This is a genomic window from Streptomyces phaeoluteigriseus (assembly GCF_001896135.2).
Taxonomy (GTDB): Bacteria; Actinomycetota; Actinomycetes; order Streptomycetales; family Streptomycetaceae; genus Streptomyces; species Streptomyces phaeoluteigriseus.
In genome coordinates this window covers 144,139-164,447 of record NZ_MPOH02000003.1, presented here as the reverse complement: position 1 = coordinate 164,447, position 20,309 = coordinate 144,139, and the positions used below count along the sequence as shown (strand labels likewise).

The following is a 20,309-nucleotide window of genomic DNA, read 5'->3' as shown; positions in this document are numbered from 1 at the left end:
GGCCCTGGCGGCGAGCGCCTCACCGCCGTGGGTGGCGGCACCACCCTGTCTCCTGGTTCAAGGCCGACTGGCCTCCCGCCCTTGCGACGGCGTGACGGTCCACGTCAGCGACGGAGTGCGGCGACCGTGGCGGCCTGGGCACCTGGGGCGGGGAGGACGGGAGATCCGGATTCACACGGTGCAGGGTGCCGGGCGCTGCAGCGCCAGCGGCGGCGGGAAGTGTGGTGGGGGCCGGCGGTCCAGGCACCACAGCGCCGTCGCACGAGCGGCGACCCGAATGCCGATGACCGGGCCTGCGGCGGGCCTGGGCGCGGGCCCGAGCGACGCGTCGGCCGACGATGCCGCCGGCAGGCGTGTCCTCACCCTTCCCGCGAGGTGCCTTCGCACCGGTCGCCGGGGAGCCGACCACGCTCGACCCCGAAGTGACCGGTCGGCTCCCCCGGGATCCGGACGTCCGCCACCTGCGGCCCGGCCCGAACGCGCCGGGCATCGAGGACGTACGGGCACACCACTGGATGGCGGGCTCCCGCTCGGCATCCACGGCCGCCGGGCCGACGACGCCCGAACGCGGCACGACACCCCACAGCACGCCTTGGCAACGGCGGGTGCTCAGGCCGCCGTACGACAGGAACCGCGCCCCGCGCTCAGGCGCTCACCTGTCGGCGCGCGGCCATCCTCCGTGGGGCGGCATGGTGCACCGGCCTGCCCGCGCCGGCCGACTGCTGACGCCACAACCACAGGGACGTCACGGACAGCAAGGCGGTGAAGATCGCCAGGAAGAACACCGACACCCACATCTGCCGACTTCCCGGATCCTCCCACCCCGTCCACGCGGCCGAGGCGGCCCACAGGGCGGCTCCGCCCGCGTAGACGGGGCGGATGTGCCGCAGCTGCCGTGCGGCACGCACGGATTCGGTGTGATCCTTCTTCGGTGTCATGCCGGCCCGTGTACCCCGCAACTCGCACTCCATCAGTCCCCGGCTTCGGCGCGGGCGACCAAGTCGGTGATGTGCTCCCGCATGGCAGGCGCGTTGGTGTACCCGGGAAGTGGCGCAGTGGCTGATCGCGATGAGTTCGACGCCGCCTGCGGCCGGCGCCGGGCGGATCCCACCCGAGCGGCCAAAGTCGCCGGAGCGGGGCGCCGCCGAGGTGGCGCCCAAGACGGGATCCGACCCCGGCACGCCGGCCGGGCACCTCCCCGGACATCGCCACCCGGTCCGGGCACCTCCCGGTCCTCGCCACCCGGCTGGACACCACGCGGACACCGCCGCCGCGCGACCGACCACGGCGAGAGCCGGGCTCATGGGCGTCGATGCCATCGGCTTCAGCGCCACCACGTCCGCCCCCACGGCGAGGGTTCGGATGGTGGCACGCTTGTGGCCGACCGGGGGAAGTGCGGCGCGCTGCGGCGACGACGCGGCAACATGTGCGCTCACCCAGTGCTCCACAAGGCCCTCGCCAGCGCCGGCCTCGCCTCCCGGACACGGACCCCGCCCCGTCGCCTGCCCCCTCAGCCGTCCTGCCGGTCCGGCCCGCCCGACATACCTGCCGATCCCCCGGCCCGCCCGACGTCCCCGCCGATCCCTCTTCGCGGCCTCGGCGGCAGCGCCACCTGGTCTCCTCGCCCCCACCGCATCCCGATGCTGCAAGCGTGATCTGCGCTGCCGCAGCCGGCTGCCCGCGTCCGGGGGCCCGGCGAAGAGGTGAGCAGCGGGCGACGGCTCACGCCTGACGGTCGGGAGTCCGCCGGAACGCCACCGCCGCCGCGACGCCGCCTATCAGACCGAAGAGATGCCCCTGCCAGCTGACGCCGGTCGCCGTCGGCAGGACGCCCCAGAGGATCGACCCGTAGACGGCACCGACTAGGAGACCCACGAGTACGTCACCGATGCGGCGGTCGACGAAGCCGCGGACGACCAGATAGCCGAAGAGGCCGAAGACGACGCCGGAGGCACCCGCGGTCGTCGAGTACGCCGGTGACGTGAGCCAGACGCCGAGGCCGCTCACCAGGGTGATCACGGCGACGACGGAGAGGAAGCGGCGGATGCCGGACAGCGCGGCCAGGAAACCCATGACCAGCAGCGGCAGGCTGTTGGCCGCGAGATGGTCGAAGCCGAAGTGCAGGAAGGCGGCCGGCACCACGTCGCGCAGCTCGGCGAACTCGCGTGGCGTGATGCCGTAGGTGTCCAGGGCGTGGCCGCTGATCGCGTCGATGACTTCCAGCGCCCACAGCAGGGTGACCCACCCCGCGACCAGCACGGCCGCGTCGCGGGCCCGCGCCCGCCGCGATTCCGGTGCGGGGCGCGTCACGCCGTACGGTCCGTTCCGAGGTCCGGAACCGAAGTCCGATCCGTACACCACAGCAGCCCCCTCCGATGCCCTCGCATCCCGGCGACGACGCCCCACTCGCCGGTTCGCGGTCCTCGCCCGTCTACTGCTCAACGCAGCGAGGGCTCGTCGTGGTTCCAGCCTCGGGTGGCTTGTTCGGACCGCCCACTGCCCCGCACCGTCTCCATCTCCGCGCCCGCCGCCCGGCCGCTGGTAAAATGGGGGAACGCTTCGACACCGCCGGGGTCCGTACCAACGGGTACGGACCCCGGCGCGTTCCGGGCGTTCACACCGAGGAAGGTTCCCCATGAACGCGAAGTCGCCGGCCCCCGGACTCCCGCATGCCGGAAAGCACCGGTCGGCGACGGCGCCGCAGGGTGAACTCACCACACCGCAGCCGGTCTCCCCCGGCCTGCCGCCGGCCGCGTCCTTCGACGCACTCGGCCTGCCGCCGGAGCTGTTGACGGCGATGACCGGCCTCGGGGTGACGGAGCCCTTCCCGATCCAGGCGGCGACCCTGCCCAACGCCCTGGCCGGCCGCGATGTCCTGGGCCGCGCCCGGACCGGCTCCGGCAAGACGCTGGCCTTCGGCCTCGCTCTCCTCGTCCGTACGGCCGGCCGACGGGCGGAGTCGAAGCGACCGCGGGCGCTGATCCTGGTGCCGACCCGGGAGCTCGCCCAGCAGGTGGGCGAGGCCCTGGAGCCGTACGCGCGGACGCTGGGCGTACGCCTCGCGACGGTGGTCGGGGGCCTGTCGATCAACAAGCAGACGGCGTCGTTGCGGGACGGCGTCGATGTCGTCATCGCGACGCCGGGGCGGCTGACCGACCTGCTGTCGCGCCGGGACTGTCATCTCAACCACGTGCGGATCACGGTGCTGGACGAGGCGGACCAGATGTGCGACCTGGGATTCCTGCCCCAGGTCTCGGGCATCCTCGACCAGATCCCCGCCGACGGACAGCGGCTGCTCTTCTCCGCCACACTCGACCGCAACGTCGACCAACTGGTGCGGGACCACCTGCACGACCCGGTTCTCGCGTCGGTCGACCAGTTGGCCGGCTCGGTCACCACCATGGAACACCATGTGCTGAACATCCACGCCGCCGACAAGTACGCGACCGCCACGGAGATCGCCGCGCGGGACGGCCGGGTGCTGATGTTCCTGGACACCAAGGCCGCCGTGGACCAGTTCACCCGCCACCTGCGCGCCAGCGGGGTACGTGCCTCCGCCCTGCACAGCGGAAAGTCACAGCCCCAGCGGACCCACACGCTGGCCCAGTTCAAGAACGGCGAGGTCACCGTGCTGGTGGCCACGAACGTCGCCGCGCGGGGCATCCACATCGAGGCCCTCGACCTCGTCGTCAACGTCGACCCGCCGACCGACGCCAAGGACTACCTGCACCGTGGCGGGCGTACGGCGCGTGCCGGGGAGTCCGGCCGTGTGGTCACACTGGTCACGCCCAACGAGCGGCGCGAGGTGAACCGGATGATGTCCGAGGCCGGGATCCGGCCGACGGTCACGCAGGTCCGCTCCGGGGAGGCGACGCTGACCGCCATCACCGGGGCGAAGCGTCCGCCGACCGCGACGAAGGGCAGTGGCGGCAACGCCCCCTTCCGCGGCCGCGGTATCCGTCCGGCCGGCGCTGCCAAGGAGTCCCGCAAGACCGTCGAGGCCCGCAGGACGGCGGAGGCCCGTGCGGCGGCCCGGGTGCGCAAGGGCCGCTGACAAGGGACGGACGGGTCCCCCCTCGGGACTTTCCGCCGCGGGTCAGGCCGAGGTCTTGCGCCGTTCCGCCTGGTGGCGCAGCTCCTCGTTGATGCGCCTGGCCTCTTCGAGCTGATCCTCGAGGATGATGATCCGGCAGGCGGCCTCGATGGGGGTGCCCGCGTCGACGAGTTCCCGTGCGCGGGCCGCGATGCGCAGCTGGTAGCGGGAGTAGCGGCGGTGGCCGCCCTCGGAGCGCAGAGGCGCGATCAGACGGTTGTCCCCCAGGGCGCGGAGGAACGCGGGAGTGGTGCCGAGCATGTCGGCGGCCCTGCCGATGGTGTAGGCGGGATAGTCGTCGTCATCGAGCGGGTCGGGGGTGCGGGGGCCGGCAGGCGGCATAGACCTCTTCTTTCCAAGGACGCGTCGGGGGGCCCGAGCGCTGGCGCCCGGGCCCCGAGGTTTCAACACCATCTACCGGCTGACCTGCACCGGCTTCTTTGTTCCGCCTGCCCGCCCGCGAGGACGGACTGCGGGGATCGCAAATGCGTGACCGTGGACCACCTTCCGATCTGGGGCCTGCGGCACCCGGGCGGTTGTTCGTCCTCGCCCGGGCGATCCTGATGGCGTCTGCTCCTCACCTCATTCGGTTGCGCGGTTTCGGTACTTTTGGCTTCTGCGCGGCAACTCGTCCTGCCGCCTACTTCGACTTTCCTGATACAGGAACAACGTTAGCCCCCGCACATCTCAATGTCTACCGCCGCCACGACAGATTTTCTTCGACCCCACGAGATCGCCCACCGTCGCAGGGGGAGCCTTTCGAGGGTCCGTGCGACACGGCGGCGGCGCGGCGTGCCGCGGGGAGTCCGGAGTGCGAGCCCGCCAGGGCCGGATTGCGGCGACCGGCGTGAAGCAGGATGCCGCGAGGGCGTCCCGCGGTGTGCTGATCGTCGAAATCCGGGCGCGGGGAAGCCGCCTCCTCCGCGTTGGTTGGAGCGACGGACAGCAGGGGTACCCGGGGGCGCGAAAGACTGAACGGACGCTCCGGAGGTGAGCGCAGTGACCACTTCGCCCAGGTCGTCGATGGAGACCCATCCCGACATCGTCGCCATGCGTGCCCGACACGAAATGGCAGAACGAGCCACCAGTACCCCCCAGGCGCAGGCCGTCGAGACCCTCGCCTTCCTCACCGGTGTCTACCTGGCGGCTTCCCCGTGGATCGCGGGTTTCAGTGACCTGTCCGCGCTGGCGGTCAACAACCTGATCGTCGGTATCGCCTATGCCCTGCTGATGAGCGGCGGCTTCGGCCGGGCCTACGAACGCACACACAGCATGGCGTGGGCCGCCTGCGCGCTGAGCCTGTGGACGATCATCGCCCCCTGGGCGGTGGCCGGGGACGTCAGCACCACCCGGACCGTCGTGAACAACGTCATCGTCGGAATCATCGGCGTCGTGCTCGCGCTGGCCGCGAGCGCCGTCGCACGGGAGAAGCCGTCGGCGCGACGTGACCGCGGCGCCTAGGCCGGTAGCGGTGCCGGGACCCACCCCCGCGCGCGCAGGAGCGCGGATCTCCATGACGGTGCCGCAGGGCACCCGGCCGGGGGCGGGGAGAGTCGATGACCTCCTCGCCCACCGGCCACGGGCCTCGGCGTGAGCACCGGAAGTCCCTGGCGGCAGGGCTCCTGATCGGCATGGCCGTCATGGCCGCGACCGATGAGATCGTCTTCCACCAGCTCCTGGGCTGGCACCATTTCTACGACCGGTCCACCAACAGTGTCGGTCTGCTCTCCGACGGCCTGCTGCACACCGCCGAACTCCTCGCTCTCGTCGCCGGTTTCTTCCTCTCCGCCGACCTGCGCCGCCGAGGTGCCCTGGTCGGCGCCCAGCGGCGGGCGGGCTTCTTCCTCGGCCTCGGTCTGTTCCAGCTGTTCGACGGGGTCGTGGACCACAAGGTGCTCCGGGTGCACCAGATCCGGTACGGAGTGGACGTCACCCCGTACGACTGGGCATGGAACGTGAGCGGCCTGGTCCTCCTGATCGTCGGCTGTGCCCTGACCGTCCGCGCGGCCCGCCGCGACGGGACGCGGCGGCCGACGGCGTGACGCGGATCCACGTCCACCCCGGGGCAGCCGTCGCCGAGTGGGGCCCGGTCACCGAACTCTGCGTCGCTCTCGCCGCGTCGGCAGCCGCCGCGGTGTATCTCCTGACCGCCCGGCGACTGCGCCGCCGCGGGGACACCTGGCCGTGGGCTCGGGACGCCGCCTTCGTCCTCGGCTGCGGCGCCGTGACCTGGGCCACGTCAGCACGACCACCGGGCGGGCCGTTCACCGGGCACATGGCACAACACCTGGTCGTCGGCATGGTCGTCCCACTGCTGCTCGTCCTCGCCAGGCCGCTCACGCTGGTCCTGCGCGGCCTGGCCCCGGGGAAGGTGCGGCTCGGCCTGCTGCGGGCTGCACACGCGGGGCCCGTCGCCGTACTGCTCTCCCCTCCCGTGGCGGCGCTGGCGGACATCGGCGCGCTGTGGCTGCTCTACCGGACCGGACTGCTCGCCGCCACGCATGAGAACCGCGTGCTGCACGTCCTGACGCACACACACGTCCTCGTCGCCGGACTGATCTTCACCTTCTCGGTCTGCCAACTCGATCCGGTCCGCCGCCGCTGGAGCCTCACGGCGCGCGGCACCGCCGTACTGGTCGTCGGCGCCGCCCACTCGGTTCTCGCCAAGGGGCTGCACGGGGCACCACCGCCCGGCACCGCATTCGCCACCCACGACCTGCGCACCGGCGCCCAGTTGATGTACTACGGCGGTGATCTCATCGAGATCGCACTCGCCGTCACCCTTGCCGTCCAGTGGTACGGCGCCACCGGACGCGCCCATGCCCGCCGCTCCCGCCACGGACGGGGCGCGGACCACGCGGCGGTCGCGGCCACCAGGTCCGACGGGTGACTGACAGCGCCGGGACCCCGGGGGTGTCCCGCGTACGTGACACCCCCGGGATGCCGCCCGGAGCGCTCTAGCGGGCGAACAGGCCGACCGCCGCGCCCACTCCGGCAGAGCAGGCCAGGACCGCCGAGGCGAACGCGGCATGGCGTCTGAGCAGGTCGCGCCGTAGGTCGGCGTACCGGCTCTCGTACTCCTGCCGAAGCTCGGCGGCTCGGCGGAGTGTGTCCTGGAACATCAGGCGGGTGAGGTGGTTGCGTTGCCGGATGTAGTGGTGGGCGAGGTCGTCGGCCTGGGCGGTGGTCAGCCAGGGCAGACGGGCGCAGAGGTCTTCGGCCTCGCGGTGCGCCCGTTCGCGGTGGACCCGGGCGAGCAGGTAGCCCTCGGCTTCGGCGGCCAGGACGCCCTCCCGCCCGTCGGGGGCGGGGTGCCACCCGTGGGTCACCGGGGTTCTCCCTTGTGGCCTTCGGCCTCGATGGCATCGCGCCGGCCGGCGTTCGCCTCCTGTTCGATCTGGGCGAGTTCGGGGTGGTGCAGGTCGAAGGCGGGTGATTCGGAGCGGATGCGCGGCAGGGTGACGAAGTTGTGGCGCGGCGGCGGGCACGAGGTGGCCCATTCCAGGGAGCGGCCGTACCCCCAGGGGTCGTCGACCTCGACCCGCGCCCCCTTCTGCGCGGTCATCCAGACGTTGTAGAGGAAGGGGAGGGTGGACAGGCCCAGGAGGAAGGCGCCGATGGAGGAGATGGTGTTGAGGGCGGTGAAGCCGTCGGCGGCGAGGTAGTCGGCGTAGCGGCGGGGCATGCCTTCGGCGCCGAGCCAGTGCTGGATCAGGAAGGTGGTGTGGAAGCCGACGAACAGGGTCCAGAAGTGGATCTTCTCCAGGCGGTGGTCCAGCATCGTGCCCGTCATCTTCGGCCACCAGAAGCTGAATCCGCCGAACATCGCGAAGACGATCGTGCCGAACAGGACGTAGTGGAAGTGGGCTACGACGAAGTAGCTGTCCGTGACGTGGAAGTCCATGGGCGGCGAGGCGAGGAGGACGCCGGTCAGTCCGCCGAAGAGGAACGTGACGAGGAAGCCGGCCGCCCACAGCATCGGTGGTTCGAAGGAGATCGACCCCTTCCACATCGTGCCGATCCAGTTGAAGAACTTCACCCCGGTCGGCACGGCGATCAGGAAGCTCATGAAGGAGAAGAACGGCAGCAGCACGGCCCCGGTGGCGAACATGTGGTGCGCCCAGACGGTCACGGACAGGCCGGTGATGGCGATGGTGGCGCCGACCAGACCCATGTAGCCGAAGATCGGTTTGCGGGAGAACACCGGGAGGATCTCGGTGATCACACCGAAGAACGGCAGGGCCAGGATGTACACCTCGGGGTGGCCGAAGAACCAGAACAGGTGCTGCCACAGGACGGCCCCGCCGTTCTGCGGGTCGAAGATGTGCGCACCGAACTTGCGGTCCGCCTCCAGGGCGAAGAGGGCGGCTGCCAGGACGGGGAAGGCGAGCAGGACCAGCACCGAGGTGAGCAGCACGTTCCAGGTGAAGATTGGCATCCGGAACATGGTCATGCCTGGCGCGCGCATGCAGATGATCGTGGTGATGAAGTTGACCGCGCCGAGGATCGTCCCGAACCCGGTCAGCGCCAGCCCCATGATCCACAGGTCACCGCCCAGCTGGGGGGTGCGCTCGCCGGCACTGAGGGGGGTGTAGGCGGTCCAGCCGAAGTCCGCGGCGCCCTCGGGGACCATCAGGCTGCTGATCACGATGAGGCCGCCCAGGAGGAACAGCCAGTACGAGAGCATGTTCAGCCGTGGGAAGGCGACATCCGGGGAACCGATCTGCAGCGGCATGATCGCGTTCGCGAACCCGGCGAACGTCGGCGTGGCGAACAGCAGCAGCATGACCGTGCCGTGCATCGTGAACGCCTGGTTGTACTGCTCGTTCGACAGCAGCTGCAGCCCTGGCCTGGCCAGCTCCGCCCTGATCGCCAGAGCCAGTGCTCCGCCGATCAGGAAGAAGCCGAAGGACGTGATCAGGTAGAGGTGACCGATCTTCTTGTGATCGGTCGTGGTCAGCCAGGTGACGATCACTTGGCCCCGGCCATGGCGCTCCGCGGCCGGTACAGGAGCAACGGGCTCGGTATGGGTCGCCATCAGATCCCTCGGTCGGCAGTGGGTGGTCCGGGTCGGCGGAGACGCGCTGAGAGCGCGGGTCCCAGTCCTGTTCTTCGTCGAGCCGGATTCGGGTGAGGCAGTGTGTAACCAGCCCAGCGGAAACCACTCGGACCAACTCGGCACCACGCCCGGAAGCGTCCCCTTCTCAGCCGAAAGAGGGACACGGACACCCGCCTGGACGCGGTTTCAGCTCCTCCCCCGCTCAGGACGACCGGCGCGGGGACCCCGGTAGGCCGCGCGGCGAGTCGCGGCGAGGGTCCTGCCAGGGGTCATTCCCTCGACGCCGTGCCGGTGGATGTCGAACTGCGCACTCTCCTCCTGGCCGAGGGGCGGCGGACTGCTGACGGTCAGCACGGCGAACGCGCGCCATGTCCCGTCGGGAGTCCCGGCGCACAGGTCGTGGACGAGTGGCCCGGAGGCCGGTGCCCGGCGCAGACTCACCGGATCGCCGCGTACCGGTGCCCGACCGGAGCGGCGCGGGAAGGCGGCGAGGACGCAGGGGCGCCCGCCGACTCGGTAGGAGAGCAGGCTGGAGTACGGGCCGCCCGGCGCGTCGGCACGCAGCCGCGGCAGACGGCGGGTGATCCGGCCCCGGCCCCGGCCCCCGCCACTGCTCGTGACCAACAGGTCGAGGGGCCGGCCGGGCCGGGCGGCCTGTTCCATCCGTGCCGCCGGCCCGAGACCGTCGGGCAGGCGCCGAGGCAGCCCGACCGCTCCGGAGAGGCGGACCGTCGCGGCGTATCGCCGTGGTGCGTCGAGCCACTTCTCTCTCCCCCCACGGCCCCGCTCATGGGGTCCACGACGTCCAGCTCTGCCGTGCACATGAGTCCGCGGGGCCCCGTGGCTCGTCAGGTCGCGGGGTCCGGGCGGCTAACGTGGCCCGCATGCCCGAATTGCCACAAGATGCCGGTGGTGAGTCCCCTTCCGCGACCCGAGGGTGGGCCAGGTTCAAGGAGTCCCCCTTCCTGCCCGCGGCCGTGCTCGTGTTGATCCTCACGGCGGCCGCGGCCCTGTTCGCGGGTTCCTACACCTATTCCATGGCGGACCCCACCCCGCGCTCCATCCCCACCGCGTTGGTCGGCTCCCCCGAGCAGCCCGACGGCCGGAGATTCCTCGTGGGCATGGAGAAGGCCCTCAACACGGCGGTGAAGATCCGCCCCTACGACACGGTGGCCGAGGCCCGGACGGCGGTCGAGGAGCAGCGGGTGTTCGCGATCCTCGACCTGCGGAAGGGGGACCGGGGCGTCGTGCTGGATCTCTCCTCGGCGTCCGGGGCCTCGGTGGCGGAGGTGCTGGCCGAGGCGGCGCCCGCCGTGAGCCGGCAGACGGGCGTCGCGGTCACCGTCCGGGACATCAACCCTCTTCAGGAGGGAGACCCTCGGGGGCTGGCCCTCTTCTACATCTCGCTCGCGGCCGTCATCATCGGGTTCGTCGGAGCGATCCAGCTCAGTGTGCACGCGCGTGCCCTGACGCCGATCGAGCGCATCGCCTGCACCGCCCTGTACGCGCTGCTGGGCGGGCTGGCGATCGCCGCGACGGTGGACTGGCTGCTGGGCGCGCTCGATCTGCCGTTCGTCGAGTCGTGGCTGATTCTGGCGCTCACGATGTTCACGAGCGGCATGGTCTTCACCATGTTCAACACGCTCGTGGGCCGCTGGGCGATGCTGCCGACCTGGGGGCTGATGGTCCTGTTGGGCAATCCGTCGTCGGGCGGCGCGGTGTCGTGGCCTCTGCTGCCCTCTCCGCTGGGCCTGATCGGCCGCTGGCTTCCGCCGGGGGCGTCGGTCAACGCGCAGCACACGGCGGTGTACTTCGCCGGGCATCAGCACGCCTTCCCCTTCCTGGTGCTGACAGGGTGGGCCGTGGTGTCCTGCGGAGTCTTCTGGACCTGGCGCCATCGGCACCCGGGAGGCCGCGAGACCCGCCCGGACGGCGGTGCCGACGCGGCCGGGGCGCCTGACATAGGCGGGTGCGGTGCCCGAGCGGGCTGTCGGCGGCCACCCCACCGGGGGCCCGTCCCCGCCCTGGTTCTGCGGACCGAGGGCGAGCACGAAGAAAAACCCGGGTGTCAGGCCTCCCCGACCGTCACGGTGACGGGGGTGCCGGTCTCCACCGTCCGGCTGACCGTGCAGAGCTTGTCGTGGGACACCTTGACCGCCCGGGGGAGGATCGCGCGGGCGCGGGCGCCGGCTTCGTCGTCCGGGAAGGCGACGGAGAAGGTGACGGCGAGGTCGGTCAGCCGGTTGCCGAGTTCGTCGCCGACCTTGTTGCCGGTCACGGTGACGGTGAATTCGGTGGGCTCGCTGTGGCGGGAGGTTGCGACGTCGACGTCCACGGCCGAGCAGCCCCCGAGCGCGGCGAGCAGCAGTTCGACCGGCGTGAAGTCCGTTCCGCCGTCGCCCGCGGAACCGGTGCCGAAACTGATCGTGCCGCCGCGTGGATTCGTGGCCGTGAAGTGTCCGGTGCCGGTCCGCTCGACGCTGACGGAGCGCAAGGTGTTTTCGGTCATGCGACGGACAGTAGTGGGCGCGTGTGCCCCATCGCCGGGCGGGCCCACCGGCCGACGAGCGCGTCACCCTCGTACGTCTGAGGTACCCGTGACGTTCGTCAGCGCTTTCACTGCTCCTGGAGCGGCGGTCCGGCGGAGGTGGCGGGGCGCGGTGACATCGGCACACGACGATCGGGGGATCCCAGATGTACACGTCAGCGCGAAGTCGTTCGGCGGTCGTCCTGCGGTGGTGCCTCCTGGCGGTGGCCCTGGTGGGCATGGCCGTGGCACCGGCACGGGCCGCCGAGCCGGGTGCCGGGCCACGCGGCGCACCGGCCGCGGCGGCGGCACTCGACATTCCACCCGGGGTGACGGCGGGTGTCGCGGTCTTCGACCGGCAGACGGGCACCTTCACCGAACAGCACAACCTGCGCACGCGGTTCCGGTCCGCTTCGATCGTGAAGCTGCTCATCGCGCTGGACCACCTGTGGAACCGGGGCCCCGACTACGGCCTGCCCGCGGACGACCGGGCGCGCCTGGACACGATGCTGCGGGCCAGCGACGACGCGAGCGCCTCGTACTACTGGTCCCGCAACGGCGGCAGCGCGATCGTCGACCGGATGGTGACCCGACTGGGCCTGGCCGACACCGCGGGGCCCCCGGCGGGCCATCCGGCATTCTGGGGATACACGGCCCTGTCGGCGGCCGACACCGTACGGATCTACCGCCATCTCCTGGACAGCGCCCCGGAGCCGGTCCGCACGATCGTGATGGGCAACCTGCGGCAGTCGGCGCGATGCGGCACGGACGGGTTCGACCAGCGGTTCGGCATCCCGGCGTCGTTCGAGCGGCCTTGGGCGGTCAAGCAAGGCTGGTCGGGCTTCGGTGACTCCGGTGACTGCTCGAACACCACTGCGGTGGCCGGGACGCGGGGAGCCGTCGGGGCGAACGACGTGGACGTGACGCAGCGGGCGCTCCACACCACCGGAACGGTCGGAAACGCGGACCGCTCGATCGTCGCCGTGTTCACCCTCCAGCCGACGAGCACCTCGTTCGGCGCCGCCTACACCAACGTCAACCGGCTGGTCCGCTCGCTGGACGTGCCCGGCGGCGTGCATCCGTCCGGTACCTGGTTCGGCACCTGGGGAACGGACGTACGCGTCCGGGCGGGGACGACCACCTCCTCGACCGTACTCACCGAACTCCCCGCCGGAGTGGAGGTGTTGGTCCGCTGCCAGCGGCAGGGCCAGCAGGTCGAGGTACCGCCGTACGTCAACGACTGGTGGGCCCGTCTGCCGCTGTACGGCGGCTACATCACCAACATCTACGTCCGCTCCCCGGACAACGTGTTGCCGGGTGTTCCCTCGTGCTGACGGGAGGGCCCAGTACGGCCGCCGCCGGCTTGTACCGCCGGATGCCTTCCGTGCCGGACGTGACCGGATCGCGTCCGGCGTGCACGGCTCGCATCCGGCGTGCACGGCTCGCATCCGGCGTACACGGGTCGCGTCCGGCCGGATCGCGTCCGGCGGGCCTCGCCGGCGCGCGCCGCTCGGGCAGGTCAGTACCGCTGGGCCTTGGCGATCTTCGCCGTCAGTTGCGGCTCGGGGGGCTTACGGCTGATGGCCAGGGGCAGTGCCCGCTCCCCCGGTGCGAGGTCTTCGGCGCCGACGTAGCGGGTTTCGACGACCTTGCCGTCGGGAGCGTGGAAGTCGACCTGGACGGCGTACGAAGCGGTGTCGTCGGAACGGTTGGTGATGTTCACGACGACGGCGAGCAGTCCTCCCGTCTCCGCGCGCGGCTTGCCGGTGAGGGAGACGTCGGCGGTGGCGTTGCCCCGGCCGTCGACGTCCTTCAGCTCCTTCTCGGCGGCGGTGCCGGCGCGGGCGACCTCGGCGGACACCGAGGCCTCGAACTCCGAGGCACGGGCCGAGGCGGAGGACGCGGCAGCGGAGACCGACGCCTTCGCGGACGCCGCGAACGATTCCAGGGCGGACGGCACCGCGCCGGTGAAGGAGGCGGTGGCGGGCGCCGAGGGCCGTACGGTCGCGGACGGACTCGTGTCGCCGTCACCGTCGCCGTCCGAGCCGCATGCGGCGAGCGCCGTCATACCGAGGACGGGGACGAGCGCCATCGCCACAGTCGCCAGGGCGGCCGCCGTCGGCCCGCCGTGTCCCCTCGTCGTGACGTCGTCCTGGTTCGGTACGTGTCCATCGGTGCGGTCCTCCCGCGTCTCGAGCAGCACGGCCTCACGGGGTGCGGCCGGAGCGGGCGCCTGCCACCGGGCGACGGCGGCACTCCACGCCCGCCTCATGAGGTGGGGCCCGGGGCCCTCTACCGATGATCTGGGCGATGCGGCGACGCAGCCACTCGGGGGGCCCGACCGGCTGCGCACGTCCGTTCCCCTCGGTCCGCCTCGTCGGTCCGCGGGCGACCCACGAGGCGGGCGAGGACGGTGCCACGGAATCGGCGTGGTCGGCCCGGTGCTCGTTCACCGTCGGGCTCCGCCGAGCGGCCCGAGAGGGAGGTGCGAGCGCATGGCCGTGCCCCCGGTGCGCTCGTGCGCGCCGGGGCACCGGTCCTCGGGGCAGTAGGGTCCGCGGGCGGGGTCAGCCGATGATCCGGCCCAGTTCTATGCGGTCGATGTTCGGTGCCCATGCGCTCGCGTTGGCGAACGTCACCTTGCTGGGGCCTTCCTCCAGGTCGACGGGGACACCCCGCGTCCAGTGGTCGTCCCAGCTCCACGTGTTCTTGAAGGTGACCTCGCGGGGCGCGGCCGTGCCCACGCTGACGTCCGCCGTACGGGACATCGTGGTCGACCCGGGGACCTGCGCGCCGGGGGACATCGCGCCGGGAGCCGGACTGCTCGGCCACGCCCAGGCCTATCTGGACTGCCTGTCGAGGTGCTGGACCGCACCCGGGCCTGGTGATCGAGAACTGCGCCTCGGGCGGGATGCGGATGGACGGGGCGACGCTCGCCGTCACCCAGCTCCAGTCGACCAGCGATCAGCAGGACCCGCTGCGCTTCGCACCGATCGCCGCCGCCGCTCCGACCGTGGTGCCGCCCGAGCAGGGCGCCGTCTGGGCCTACCCCCAGCCCGGTTTCGACGACGACCTGATCACCTTCACCCTGGGCGGGGCGTTGCTCGGCCGGATCCACCTCTCCGGCCATCTGCACCGGATGCCGGAGCGTCAACTGGGCCTCGTGCGGAACGCGGTGGCCGTGTACAAGACGCTCCGGGCCGACCTGGCGCGGGCGGTGCCGTTCTGGCCGCTCGGTCTGCCGGGGTGGACGGACGACTGGCTGGCCCTCGGGATGCGGGTGACGGGCGAGGGCGCGTCGTACGTCTCGGTCTGGCAGCGTGGCGGGGACGGCGAACTCCGGTTGCCCGTGAACCATTTGGCGGGACGGGAGGTCCGTACGGAGGTGTTGTACCCGTCCGCTCCCGTCGCCGGGTCGGTGCGGTGGGACGGGGGGCGGACTGCGGGTGTCGCTGCCGCGCGCGCCCGCTGTTCTGTTGATCCGCCTCACGTGCGGGGCGTAGAGGGGCCTCCGGGACGTGGAAGCCGGCGAGGTGGTGGGGTCGCGCGCACGGCAGGCGTACGGGACTGTCATGCCACGCGCGCCGACCGCCCAGACCCCGGCCCCGCCGACGTACCGCGCGGGGGACCGGGGCCGGGCTCAGTACAGTGCCCGCAGCGCGCCGGGCAGGACCGTGGCCGTGACGGGCAGTTCGGCCTCGACCTCGCCGTCGGCGCCGTAGGGGATGCCGCGGTCGGCTTCGATGCGGACCTGGGTGCCGCGCAGGACGCGCACCTCGGGGCGGCGGATGTGGGTGCCCGTCCTGAGTTCGTTCATCAGGGCGAAGAACAGGTGCCGCGGTGCGTGCCGGATCAGCACGATCTCCAGGAGGCCGTCGTCGATCCTGGCGTCGGGGGCGATGAGGCGGCCGGAGCCGTAGAAGCCGGAGTTGGCCGCGACGACGGTGTAGCCGCGGTGTGTGTGCTCGACCCCGTCGACCGTGACGCGGTATCGGGCCGGACGCCAGCCGGCCACCGCGCGGAGGCCTCCGACATAGTAGGCGGCGGCGCCACGCAGCAGTCCGGCGTGGTTGGCGTGGCGGTTGGCGATCGCGTCGACTCCCGCGTAGACGCTGCCGAGGACGACGGTGCGCTCGTGGATCGCGGAGCGCACCTCGATGGTGTCGACGGGGCGCGCCTCGGCTTCCAGCAGGACACGGGCCAGGGCGTCCGCTTCGGTGGGCAGGTCCAGGGCCCGGGCGAAGTCGTTGCCGCGCCCTGCCGGTATCAGGCCGAGGATCGCGTCGGTGCCGCTGAGGGCTCCGCCGACGGCGCCGGTGATGCCGTCCCCGCCGACCGCCAGCACGATCCGCCCGCCTGTCCCGGCGGTCCGGGCGAGCTCTCGGGCGTGTTCCAGACTGTTGCTGTAGGCGGTTTCGAGGTCGGCGCCCGCCTCGCGCAGCAGCCGGGCCACCCCGAGGAGGGCCGCCGCGCCGGTGGCAGCGCCTGCGGTGGGGTTGACGACGGCCGTGAACTGTCGCATCGGGTGAACCTCCGGGCGGTCGGCGGACAGGCGGGCGGGGAAGGGGGGCTCGGGCGGGGTTCAGTCTGCGGGAAGCAGGACGCCCGGGTTGAGGACTCCGGCCGGGTCGAGGCGTCGTTTGACGGCTCGCAGGGCGTCCACGGCCAGGTCGCCCGCCTCGCGTACGTACCAGTCGCGGTGGTCGGTGCCCACTCCGTGGTGGTGGGTGATGGTGCCGCCGGCGGCGAGGATCGCGTCGTTGGCGGCGTGCTTGGCGCGGCTCCAGTGGGCGAGGGGGTCGTCGCCCTGGGCGCTGACGACCGTGAAGTAGAGGGAGGCGCCGTTCTCGTAGACGTGCGAGACGTGGCACATGACCAGGGGCGGGGTGCCGGCGTCGGTGAGTGTCGACGTCAGGGCGTCGCGGACGGCGGCGTACAGCTCAGGCAGGCGGGACCAGAACGCGGCGGTCTCCAGGGTCTCGGCGAACGCGCCCGCGTCGAGCAGCGCGTCCCTGAGGTAGGGGGCGGAGTAGCGGCCGTGCGCCCAGCGGCGGCCCGGCTCCTCGCCCAGCGGCTCTCCGCCGGCCTCGCGGAGCACCGCGGTCGCCGTCTCACGGCGGTGGGAGGTGTCCTCCTCGGTGCCCTCGAAGCCCACGACGGCGAGGCAGCCGGCGTTCTGCTGCGCGGCTCCCGAGCCGATGGCGTCGGGCTGGGCCAGGCCGACGAGGGTCTCCGTCTCGTCGGAGAGGCGCAGCACCGTCGGGCGGGGTCCGTCCTGGGCCAGGCGCCGCAGGGCGTCGGCGCCCTGCCGGAAGGTCGGGAAGCGCCAGCCGTCGTAGACGCGGGCGCGGGGAACGGGACGGACGCGCACGGTGACCGACGTGATGACGCCGAACGCGCCTTCCGAGCCGAGCAGGAGCTGGCGCAGGTCGGGGCCGGCCGCCGAGCGCGGGGCGCGGCCGGTCTCGACGGTGCCCTCGGGGGTGGCGAGGGTGAGGCCGAGGACCATGTCGTCGAAGCGGCCGTAGCCGGCGGAGGCCTGTCCGCTGGAGCGGGTGGCGGCGAATCCGCCGATGGTGGCCCACTCGTAGGACTGGGGGAAGTGGCCGAGGGTGAAGCCGTGTCCGGCGAGCAGTGCCTCGGCGTGCGGGGCGCGCAGTCCGGCCTGGAGGGTGGCGGTCCGCGAGACGGGGTCGACGGCCAGCAGGCCGTCCATGCGGCGCAGGTCGAGGGCGACGAAGGCGCCGCGCCGTACGGGGGCGAGGCCGCCGACGACCGAGGTGCCGCCGCCGAACGGCACGGCGGCCAGTCCGTGGTCGGCGCAGACCCGCAGCACGGCGAGGACCTCGTCGTGCCCGGCGGGGAGCACCACGGCGGCCGGGAGGTCGTCGACCTCGCCGTCGCGGATGCGCAGCAGGTCGGGGGTGGACTTGCCGCGTGTGTGGCGGATGCGGGTTTCGGCGTCGGTGCGGACGTGTGCGGGGTCCCCGCCGACGGCGGCCAGCAGGGCCTCGCGCGTGGCGGTGTCGAGCGGTGTCGCGGGGACGGTGATCCGGTCGAGCGTCACCGGGCCGGTGGTGCGGGGCGTCACGCCGAGCAGGTCGTGCAGCAGCCCGACCACCGTGTCGGGCAGCGGCGTCGCCGCGGCGGGGTCGCCCCAGCCGCTCCACAGCATGTCCATCGGTGTCGTCCTCCCGGTCGGCGGTACGGGACGCCGTCTGGGAACGGCCCCCGTGAGGCGTTACACTGTTACACATGACGCCTATTCGTCACAACCAGTCGGACGGAGACGCGGTGCTCGACGCGGTGCGCGACTGCGTCCTGGCCGTCGGAGTCGCCGTACGACACTCACCGACGTGGCCCGCCGGGCGGGGGTCTCCCGCATGACCCTCTACCGGCGCTGGCCCGACGTCCGCTCGCTGGTCGGCGACCTCATGACCCGCGAATGGGTCGGCGTGGCCACCGGCGCCATGCCCGAGCGGCGCGTGGGCACCGACGCCCGGACGCTCCTCGTCGACGGCCTGGTGGCAGGAGTGGCCGCCTTCCGCGACCACCCGCTGTTCCGCAAGATCGTCGACGTGGATCCCGAACTCCTCCTCCCCTACGTCCTCGACCGGCGCGGGGCCAGTCAGGAAGCACTGCTGAAGCTGCTCGCCGACGGCCTGCGCGAGGGCCACGCGGACGGCTCGGTGCGGCCGGGCCATCCGGAACGGCAGGCGCGCTCCCTGCTGCTCGTCGTCCAGTCGTTCACCCTGTCGCTGCGGACCATGACCGACGAGGACGACCCGGACCTCGACTCCGCGGCCTTCCTGGGCGAGTTGCGGACCCTTCTGGAGAGGACCCTCACGCCGTGAGCCGGACCAGCAGCCCCGCCCCGCCCGTGAACGCCTCCTCGCTCTCGGCCGCCCGTCGCTCGCGGGAACTCGCCGCGACCGTGGGCGGGCCCACGGTGGACGTCCTGGTCGTCGGGCTGGGCGCGACCGGTGCCGGGGCCGCCCTCGACGCCGCGGCACGGGGGCTGACGGTCGCCGCCGTCGACGCCCACGACCTCGCCTTCGGCACCTCGCGCTGGAGTTCCAAGCTCATCCACGGCGGCCTGCGCTATCTCGCCTCCGCGCAGTTCGACGTCGCCCACGAGAGCGCGGTGGAGCGCGGGCTACTCATGGAGCACACCGCCCCGCACCTGGTCCGCGCCGAACCCTTCGTCCTGCCCCTCACCCCGCTGGTCTCGCGCGGCCAGGCCACCCTGGCCTGGGCCGGCTTCCGCGCCGGGGACGCCCTGCGGCTGGCCGCCCGCACCGCGCGGGCGACCCTGCCCGCGCCCCGCCGCCTCTCGGCGACGGAGGCCCGCCACCTCGCCCCGGCCGTACGCCCCGACGGACTGCGCGGCGGCCTGCTGTCCTGGGACGGCAAGGTCACCGACGACGCCCGCCTGGTCACCGCCCTCGCCCGGACCGCCGCCGCCCACGGCGCCCGCGTCCTCACCCGCGTCAGAGCACTACGGCTCACCGGGTCCGGAGCCACCGTCCGCGACGAACTGACCGGCGAGGAAGGCGAGATCCGGGCCCGTACCGTCGTCAACGCCTCCGGGGTCTGGGCCGGCCGCCTGGTCGACGGCATCCGGATACGGCCCTCGCGCGGCACCCACCTCGTCCTGCGCTCCGAGCACCTCGGCGCGCTCCCGGCCGGACTGCACGTCCCGGTCCCGGGCGAGACCAACCGCTTCGTCCTCGTCCTCCCGCAGGGCGACGGCCGTGTCTACGTCGGGCTCACGGACGAGCCCGTCGACGGCGCCCTGCCCGACGTCCCGGCCGCCCCCGAGTCGGACATCGGCTTCCTCCTCGACGTCCTCGGCTGCGTGCTCGACGTCCCCGTGCACCGCTCGGACGTGGTCGGCGCCTTCGCCGGGCTGCGCCCCCTGCTGGACTCGGCGGACACGGGCCGTACCTCGGACATCTCCCGACGGCACGCCGTCATCGCCCAGGACGACGGCGTCGTCACGGTGGTCGGCGGCAAGCTGACGACGTACCGGCGGATGGCCCAGGACGCCGTCGACGCCGCCGTCGCCTCGGGCCGCCTCACGGCCGCCCCCTGCCGCACGGCCCGCCTCCCCCTCGTCGGCGCGGCGCCCGCGCGCACGCTCCGGACCGTCGCGGCGCCACGCCGCCTCGTCCAGCGCTACGGCACGGAGGCGCCGGCCGTCCAGGCCCTCGCCGCCACCGACCCGCGCCTCGCCGCCCCGTCCTCGCGGGCCATCCCGTCACCGGCGCCGAACTGCTGTGGGCCGTACACCACGAGGGCGCCCTCGACGAGGCCGACCTCCTCGACCGCCGGACCCGTATCGGCCTGGTACCGGACGACCGCGACCAGGCCATGGCCGCCGTACGCCGACTGCTGGGCGGGGCCTGCGACCGGCCGTCCCCGGGGCGGGTGTGAGCCCGCACGGGGAGCGAGCCGGCCGGCCACCACCGCTGCCGAGGTCGCGCTCGGCGGCGCACCGGCGGGCGCGTTGCCCGGGCAGGCGTGGAAGACGCTCGGCCATGGCGAGGACGCGCCCGACGCGCCCGACGAGGAGCGCGAAGGGGCCGAGGTGGTGACGGCGGCCGTCCTCCGGGGCACGATCCTCGCCG

General features: G+C 72.7%; 16 protein-coding genes and 4 pseudogenes. 9 read left to right on the top strand and 11 right to left on the bottom strand.

Going from position 1 to position 20,309, the window contains the following annotated elements; all coding sequences use genetic code 11:
- Positions 1-644: 644 nt before the first annotated feature.
- A complete protein-coding gene (locus BM536_RS02525; RefSeq protein WP_094102461.1) occupies positions 645-938 on the bottom strand; it encodes a hypothetical protein in 294 nt (97 codons plus the stop codon).
- Positions 939-1,722: 784 nt separating this feature from the next.
- On the bottom strand, positions 1,723-2,310 hold the full coding sequence (locus BM536_RS02520) for a rhomboid family intramembrane serine protease (protein ID WP_073492431.1): 588 nt from the start codon (positions 2,308-2,310) through the stop codon (positions 1,723-1,725).
- 325 nt (positions 2,311-2,635) lie between these two features.
- Between BM536_RS02520 and BM536_RS02515 the strand changes: the two genes are divergently transcribed.
- Positions 2,636-4,054, top strand: a complete 1,419-nt coding sequence (locus BM536_RS02515) for a DEAD/DEAH box helicase (protein ID WP_094102446.1) — start codon at positions 2,636-2,638, stop codon at positions 4,052-4,054.
- A 42-nt stretch (positions 4,055-4,096) separates the two neighbouring features.
- On the opposite strand, the gene BM536_RS02510 is transcribed toward BM536_RS02515, so the two are convergent.
- Positions 4,097-4,435 (bottom strand): MerR family transcriptional regulator, encoded by a 339-nt coding sequence (locus tag BM536_RS02510; RefSeq protein WP_073492376.1) that lies wholly within the window; start codon positions 4,433-4,435, stop codon positions 4,097-4,099.
- A 681-nt stretch (positions 4,436-5,116) separates the two neighbouring features.
- On the opposite strand from BM536_RS02510, the gene BM536_RS02505 reads away from it, so the two are divergent.
- The 3 genes from BM536_RS02505 (at position 5,117) to BM536_RS02495 (ending at position 6,983) form a co-directional block, all read left to right on the top strand.
- A complete protein-coding gene (locus BM536_RS02505) occupies positions 5,117-5,554 on the top strand; it encodes an SPW repeat protein (RefSeq protein WP_073492374.1) in 438 nt (145 codons plus the stop codon).
- Positions 5,555-5,649: 95 nt separating this feature from the next.
- The gene (locus BM536_RS02500; protein WP_094102445.1) at positions 5,650-6,135 is read left to right on the top strand and encodes a DUF2243 domain-containing protein; all 486 of its coding nucleotides are present in this window, start codon (positions 5,650-5,652) and stop codon (positions 6,133-6,135) included.
- A complete protein-coding gene (locus tag BM536_RS02495; protein WP_245873236.1) occupies positions 6,132-6,983 on the top strand; it encodes a cytochrome c oxidase assembly protein in 852 nt (283 codons plus the stop codon). The genes BM536_RS02500 and BM536_RS02495 overlap by 4 nt, the downstream gene beginning before the upstream one ends.
- Positions 6,984-7,050: 67 nt before the next feature.
- Here BM536_RS02495 and BM536_RS02490 read toward each other — a convergent pair whose 3' ends face one another.
- The 3 genes from BM536_RS02490 to BM536_RS02480 all read right to left on the bottom strand — a co-directional run bounded on the left by BM536_RS02490 (position 7,051) and on the right by BM536_RS02480 (position 9,815).
- Positions 7,051-7,422 (bottom strand): hypothetical protein, encoded by a 372-nt coding sequence (locus tag BM536_RS02490; protein WP_245873235.1) that lies wholly within the window; start codon positions 7,420-7,422, stop codon positions 7,051-7,053.
- A complete protein-coding gene (ctaD, locus tag BM536_RS02485; RefSeq protein WP_094102443.1) occupies positions 7,419-9,131 on the bottom strand; it encodes an aa3-type cytochrome oxidase subunit I in 1,713 nt (570 codons plus the stop codon). Before ctaD ends, BM536_RS02490 begins: the two co-directional genes overlap by 4 nt.
- Positions 9,132-9,338: 207 nt before the next feature.
- Positions 9,339-9,815, bottom strand: coding sequence for a hypothetical protein (locus BM536_RS02480; protein ID WP_073492371.1), 477 nt, complete (start codon positions 9,813-9,815; stop codon positions 9,339-9,341).
- 221 nt (positions 9,816-10,036) lie between these two features.
- Between BM536_RS02480 and BM536_RS42240 the strand changes: the two are divergent.
- A pseudogene (locus BM536_RS42240) lies at positions 10,037-11,092 on the top strand (ABC transporter permease); the annotation flags it as partial.
- Positions 11,093-11,220: 128 nt separating this feature from the next.
- On the opposite strand, the gene BM536_RS02470 reads toward BM536_RS42240, so the two are convergent.
- Positions 11,221-11,661: an OsmC family protein gene (locus BM536_RS02470; RefSeq protein WP_073492367.1), complete on the bottom strand. Its 441-nt coding sequence runs from the start codon at positions 11,659-11,661 to the stop codon at positions 11,221-11,223.
- Between the two features lie 185 nt (positions 11,662-11,846).
- Here BM536_RS02470 and BM536_RS02465 point away from each other — a divergent pair, with 185 nt between their 5' ends.
- A complete protein-coding gene (locus BM536_RS02465; protein WP_073492365.1) occupies positions 11,847-13,013 on the top strand; it encodes an SH3 domain-containing protein in 1,167 nt (388 codons plus the stop codon).
- A 185-nt stretch (positions 13,014-13,198) separates the two neighbouring features.
- Here BM536_RS02465 and BM536_RS02460 read toward each other — a convergent pair whose 3' ends face one another.
- Together BM536_RS02460 and BM536_RS42235 are read right to left on the bottom strand one after the other, a co-directional pair.
- Complete coding sequence (locus tag BM536_RS02460) at positions 13,199-13,771, bottom strand: hypothetical protein (RefSeq protein WP_107439540.1); 573 nt, start codon at positions 13,769-13,771, stop codon at positions 13,199-13,201.
- A 475-nt stretch (positions 13,772-14,246) separates the two neighbouring features.
- Positions 14,247-14,447 carry a carbohydrate-binding protein gene (locus BM536_RS42235; RefSeq protein ID WP_425444594.1) on the bottom strand — a complete coding sequence of 67 codons (201 nt, stop codon included), beginning with the start codon at positions 14,445-14,447 and terminating at the stop codon, positions 14,247-14,249.
- Between BM536_RS42235 and BM536_RS42230 the strand changes: the two are divergent.
- Positions 14,443-15,182, top strand: a pseudogene (locus BM536_RS42230) (alpha-galactosidase); the annotation flags it as partial. The gene BM536_RS42235 and the pseudogene BM536_RS42230 sit on opposite strands and share 5 nt — an antisense overlap.
- A 137-nt stretch (positions 15,183-15,319) precedes the next feature.
- On the opposite strand, the gene BM536_RS02445 reads toward BM536_RS42230, so the two are convergent.
- Both BM536_RS02445 and BM536_RS02440 read right to left on the bottom strand, forming a co-directional pair.
- Positions 15,320-16,201, bottom strand: a complete 882-nt coding sequence (locus tag BM536_RS02445; RefSeq protein ID WP_094102442.1) for a YegS/Rv2252/BmrU family lipid kinase — start codon at positions 16,199-16,201, stop codon at positions 15,320-15,322.
- Positions 16,202-16,261: 60 nt separating this feature from the next.
- Positions 16,262-17,860: an FAD-binding oxidoreductase gene (locus BM536_RS02440; protein ID WP_170109871.1), complete on the bottom strand. Its 1,599-nt coding sequence runs from the start codon at positions 17,858-17,860 to the stop codon at positions 16,262-16,264.
- A 74-nt stretch (positions 17,861-17,934) separates the two neighbouring features.
- Between BM536_RS02440 and BM536_RS02435 the strand changes: the two are divergent.
- Together BM536_RS02435 and BM536_RS02430 are read left to right on the top strand one after the other, a co-directional pair.
- Positions 17,935-18,533, top strand: a pseudogene (locus BM536_RS02435) (TetR/AcrR family transcriptional regulator).
- A pseudogene (locus BM536_RS02430) lies at positions 18,530-20,115 on the top strand (glycerol-3-phosphate dehydrogenase/oxidase). Before BM536_RS02435 ends, BM536_RS02430 begins: the two co-directional pseudogenes overlap by 4 nt.
- The last annotated feature ends 194 nt before the right edge of the window (positions 20,116-20,309 follow it).

Coding starts and splice junctions, on each gene's coding strand:
- BM536_RS02525 (WP_094102461.1), bottom strand. CDS start 938: ATGACACCGAAGAAGGATCACACCGAATCCGTGCGTGCCGCACGGCAG.
- BM536_RS02515 (WP_094102446.1), top strand. CDS start 2,636: ATGAACGCGAAGTCGCCGGCCCCCGGACTCCCGCATGCCGGAAAGCAC.
- BM536_RS02510 (WP_073492376.1), bottom strand. CDS start 4,435: ATGCCGCCTGCCGGCCCCCGCACCCCCGACCCGCTCGATGACGACGAC.
- BM536_RS02505 (WP_073492374.1), top strand. CDS start 5,117: ATGGAGACCCATCCCGACATCGTCGCCATGCGTGCCCGACACGAAATG.
- BM536_RS02500 (WP_094102445.1), top strand. CDS start 5,650: ATGACCTCCTCGCCCACCGGCCACGGGCCTCGGCGTGAGCACCGGAAG.
- ctaD (WP_094102443.1), bottom strand. CDS start 9,131: ATGGCGACCCATACCGAGCCCGTTGCTCCTGTACCGGCCGCGGAGCGC.
- BM536_RS02480 (WP_073492371.1), bottom strand. CDS start 9,815: ATGGAACAGGCCGCCCGGCCCGGCCGGCCCCTCGACCTGTTGGTCACG.
- BM536_RS02470 (WP_073492367.1), bottom strand. CDS start 11,661: ATGACCGAAAACACCTTGCGCTCCGTCAGCGTCGAGCGGACCGGCACC.
- BM536_RS02465 (WP_073492365.1), top strand. CDS start 11,847: ATGTACACGTCAGCGCGAAGTCGTTCGGCGGTCGTCCTGCGGTGGTGC.
- BM536_RS02460 (WP_107439540.1), bottom strand. CDS start 13,771: ATGGCGCTCGTCCCCGTCCTCGGTATGACGGCGCTCGCCGCATGCGGC.
- BM536_RS42235 (WP_425444594.1), bottom strand. CDS start 14,447: ATGTCCCGTACGGCGGACGTCAGCGTGGGCACGGCCGCGCCCCGCGAG.
- BM536_RS02445 (WP_094102442.1), bottom strand. CDS start 16,201: ATGCGACAGTTCACGGCCGTCGTCAACCCCACCGCAGGCGCTGCCACC.
- BM536_RS02440 (WP_170109871.1), bottom strand. CDS start 17,860: ATGGACATGCTGTGGAGCGGCTGGGGCGACCCCGCCGCGGCGACGCCG.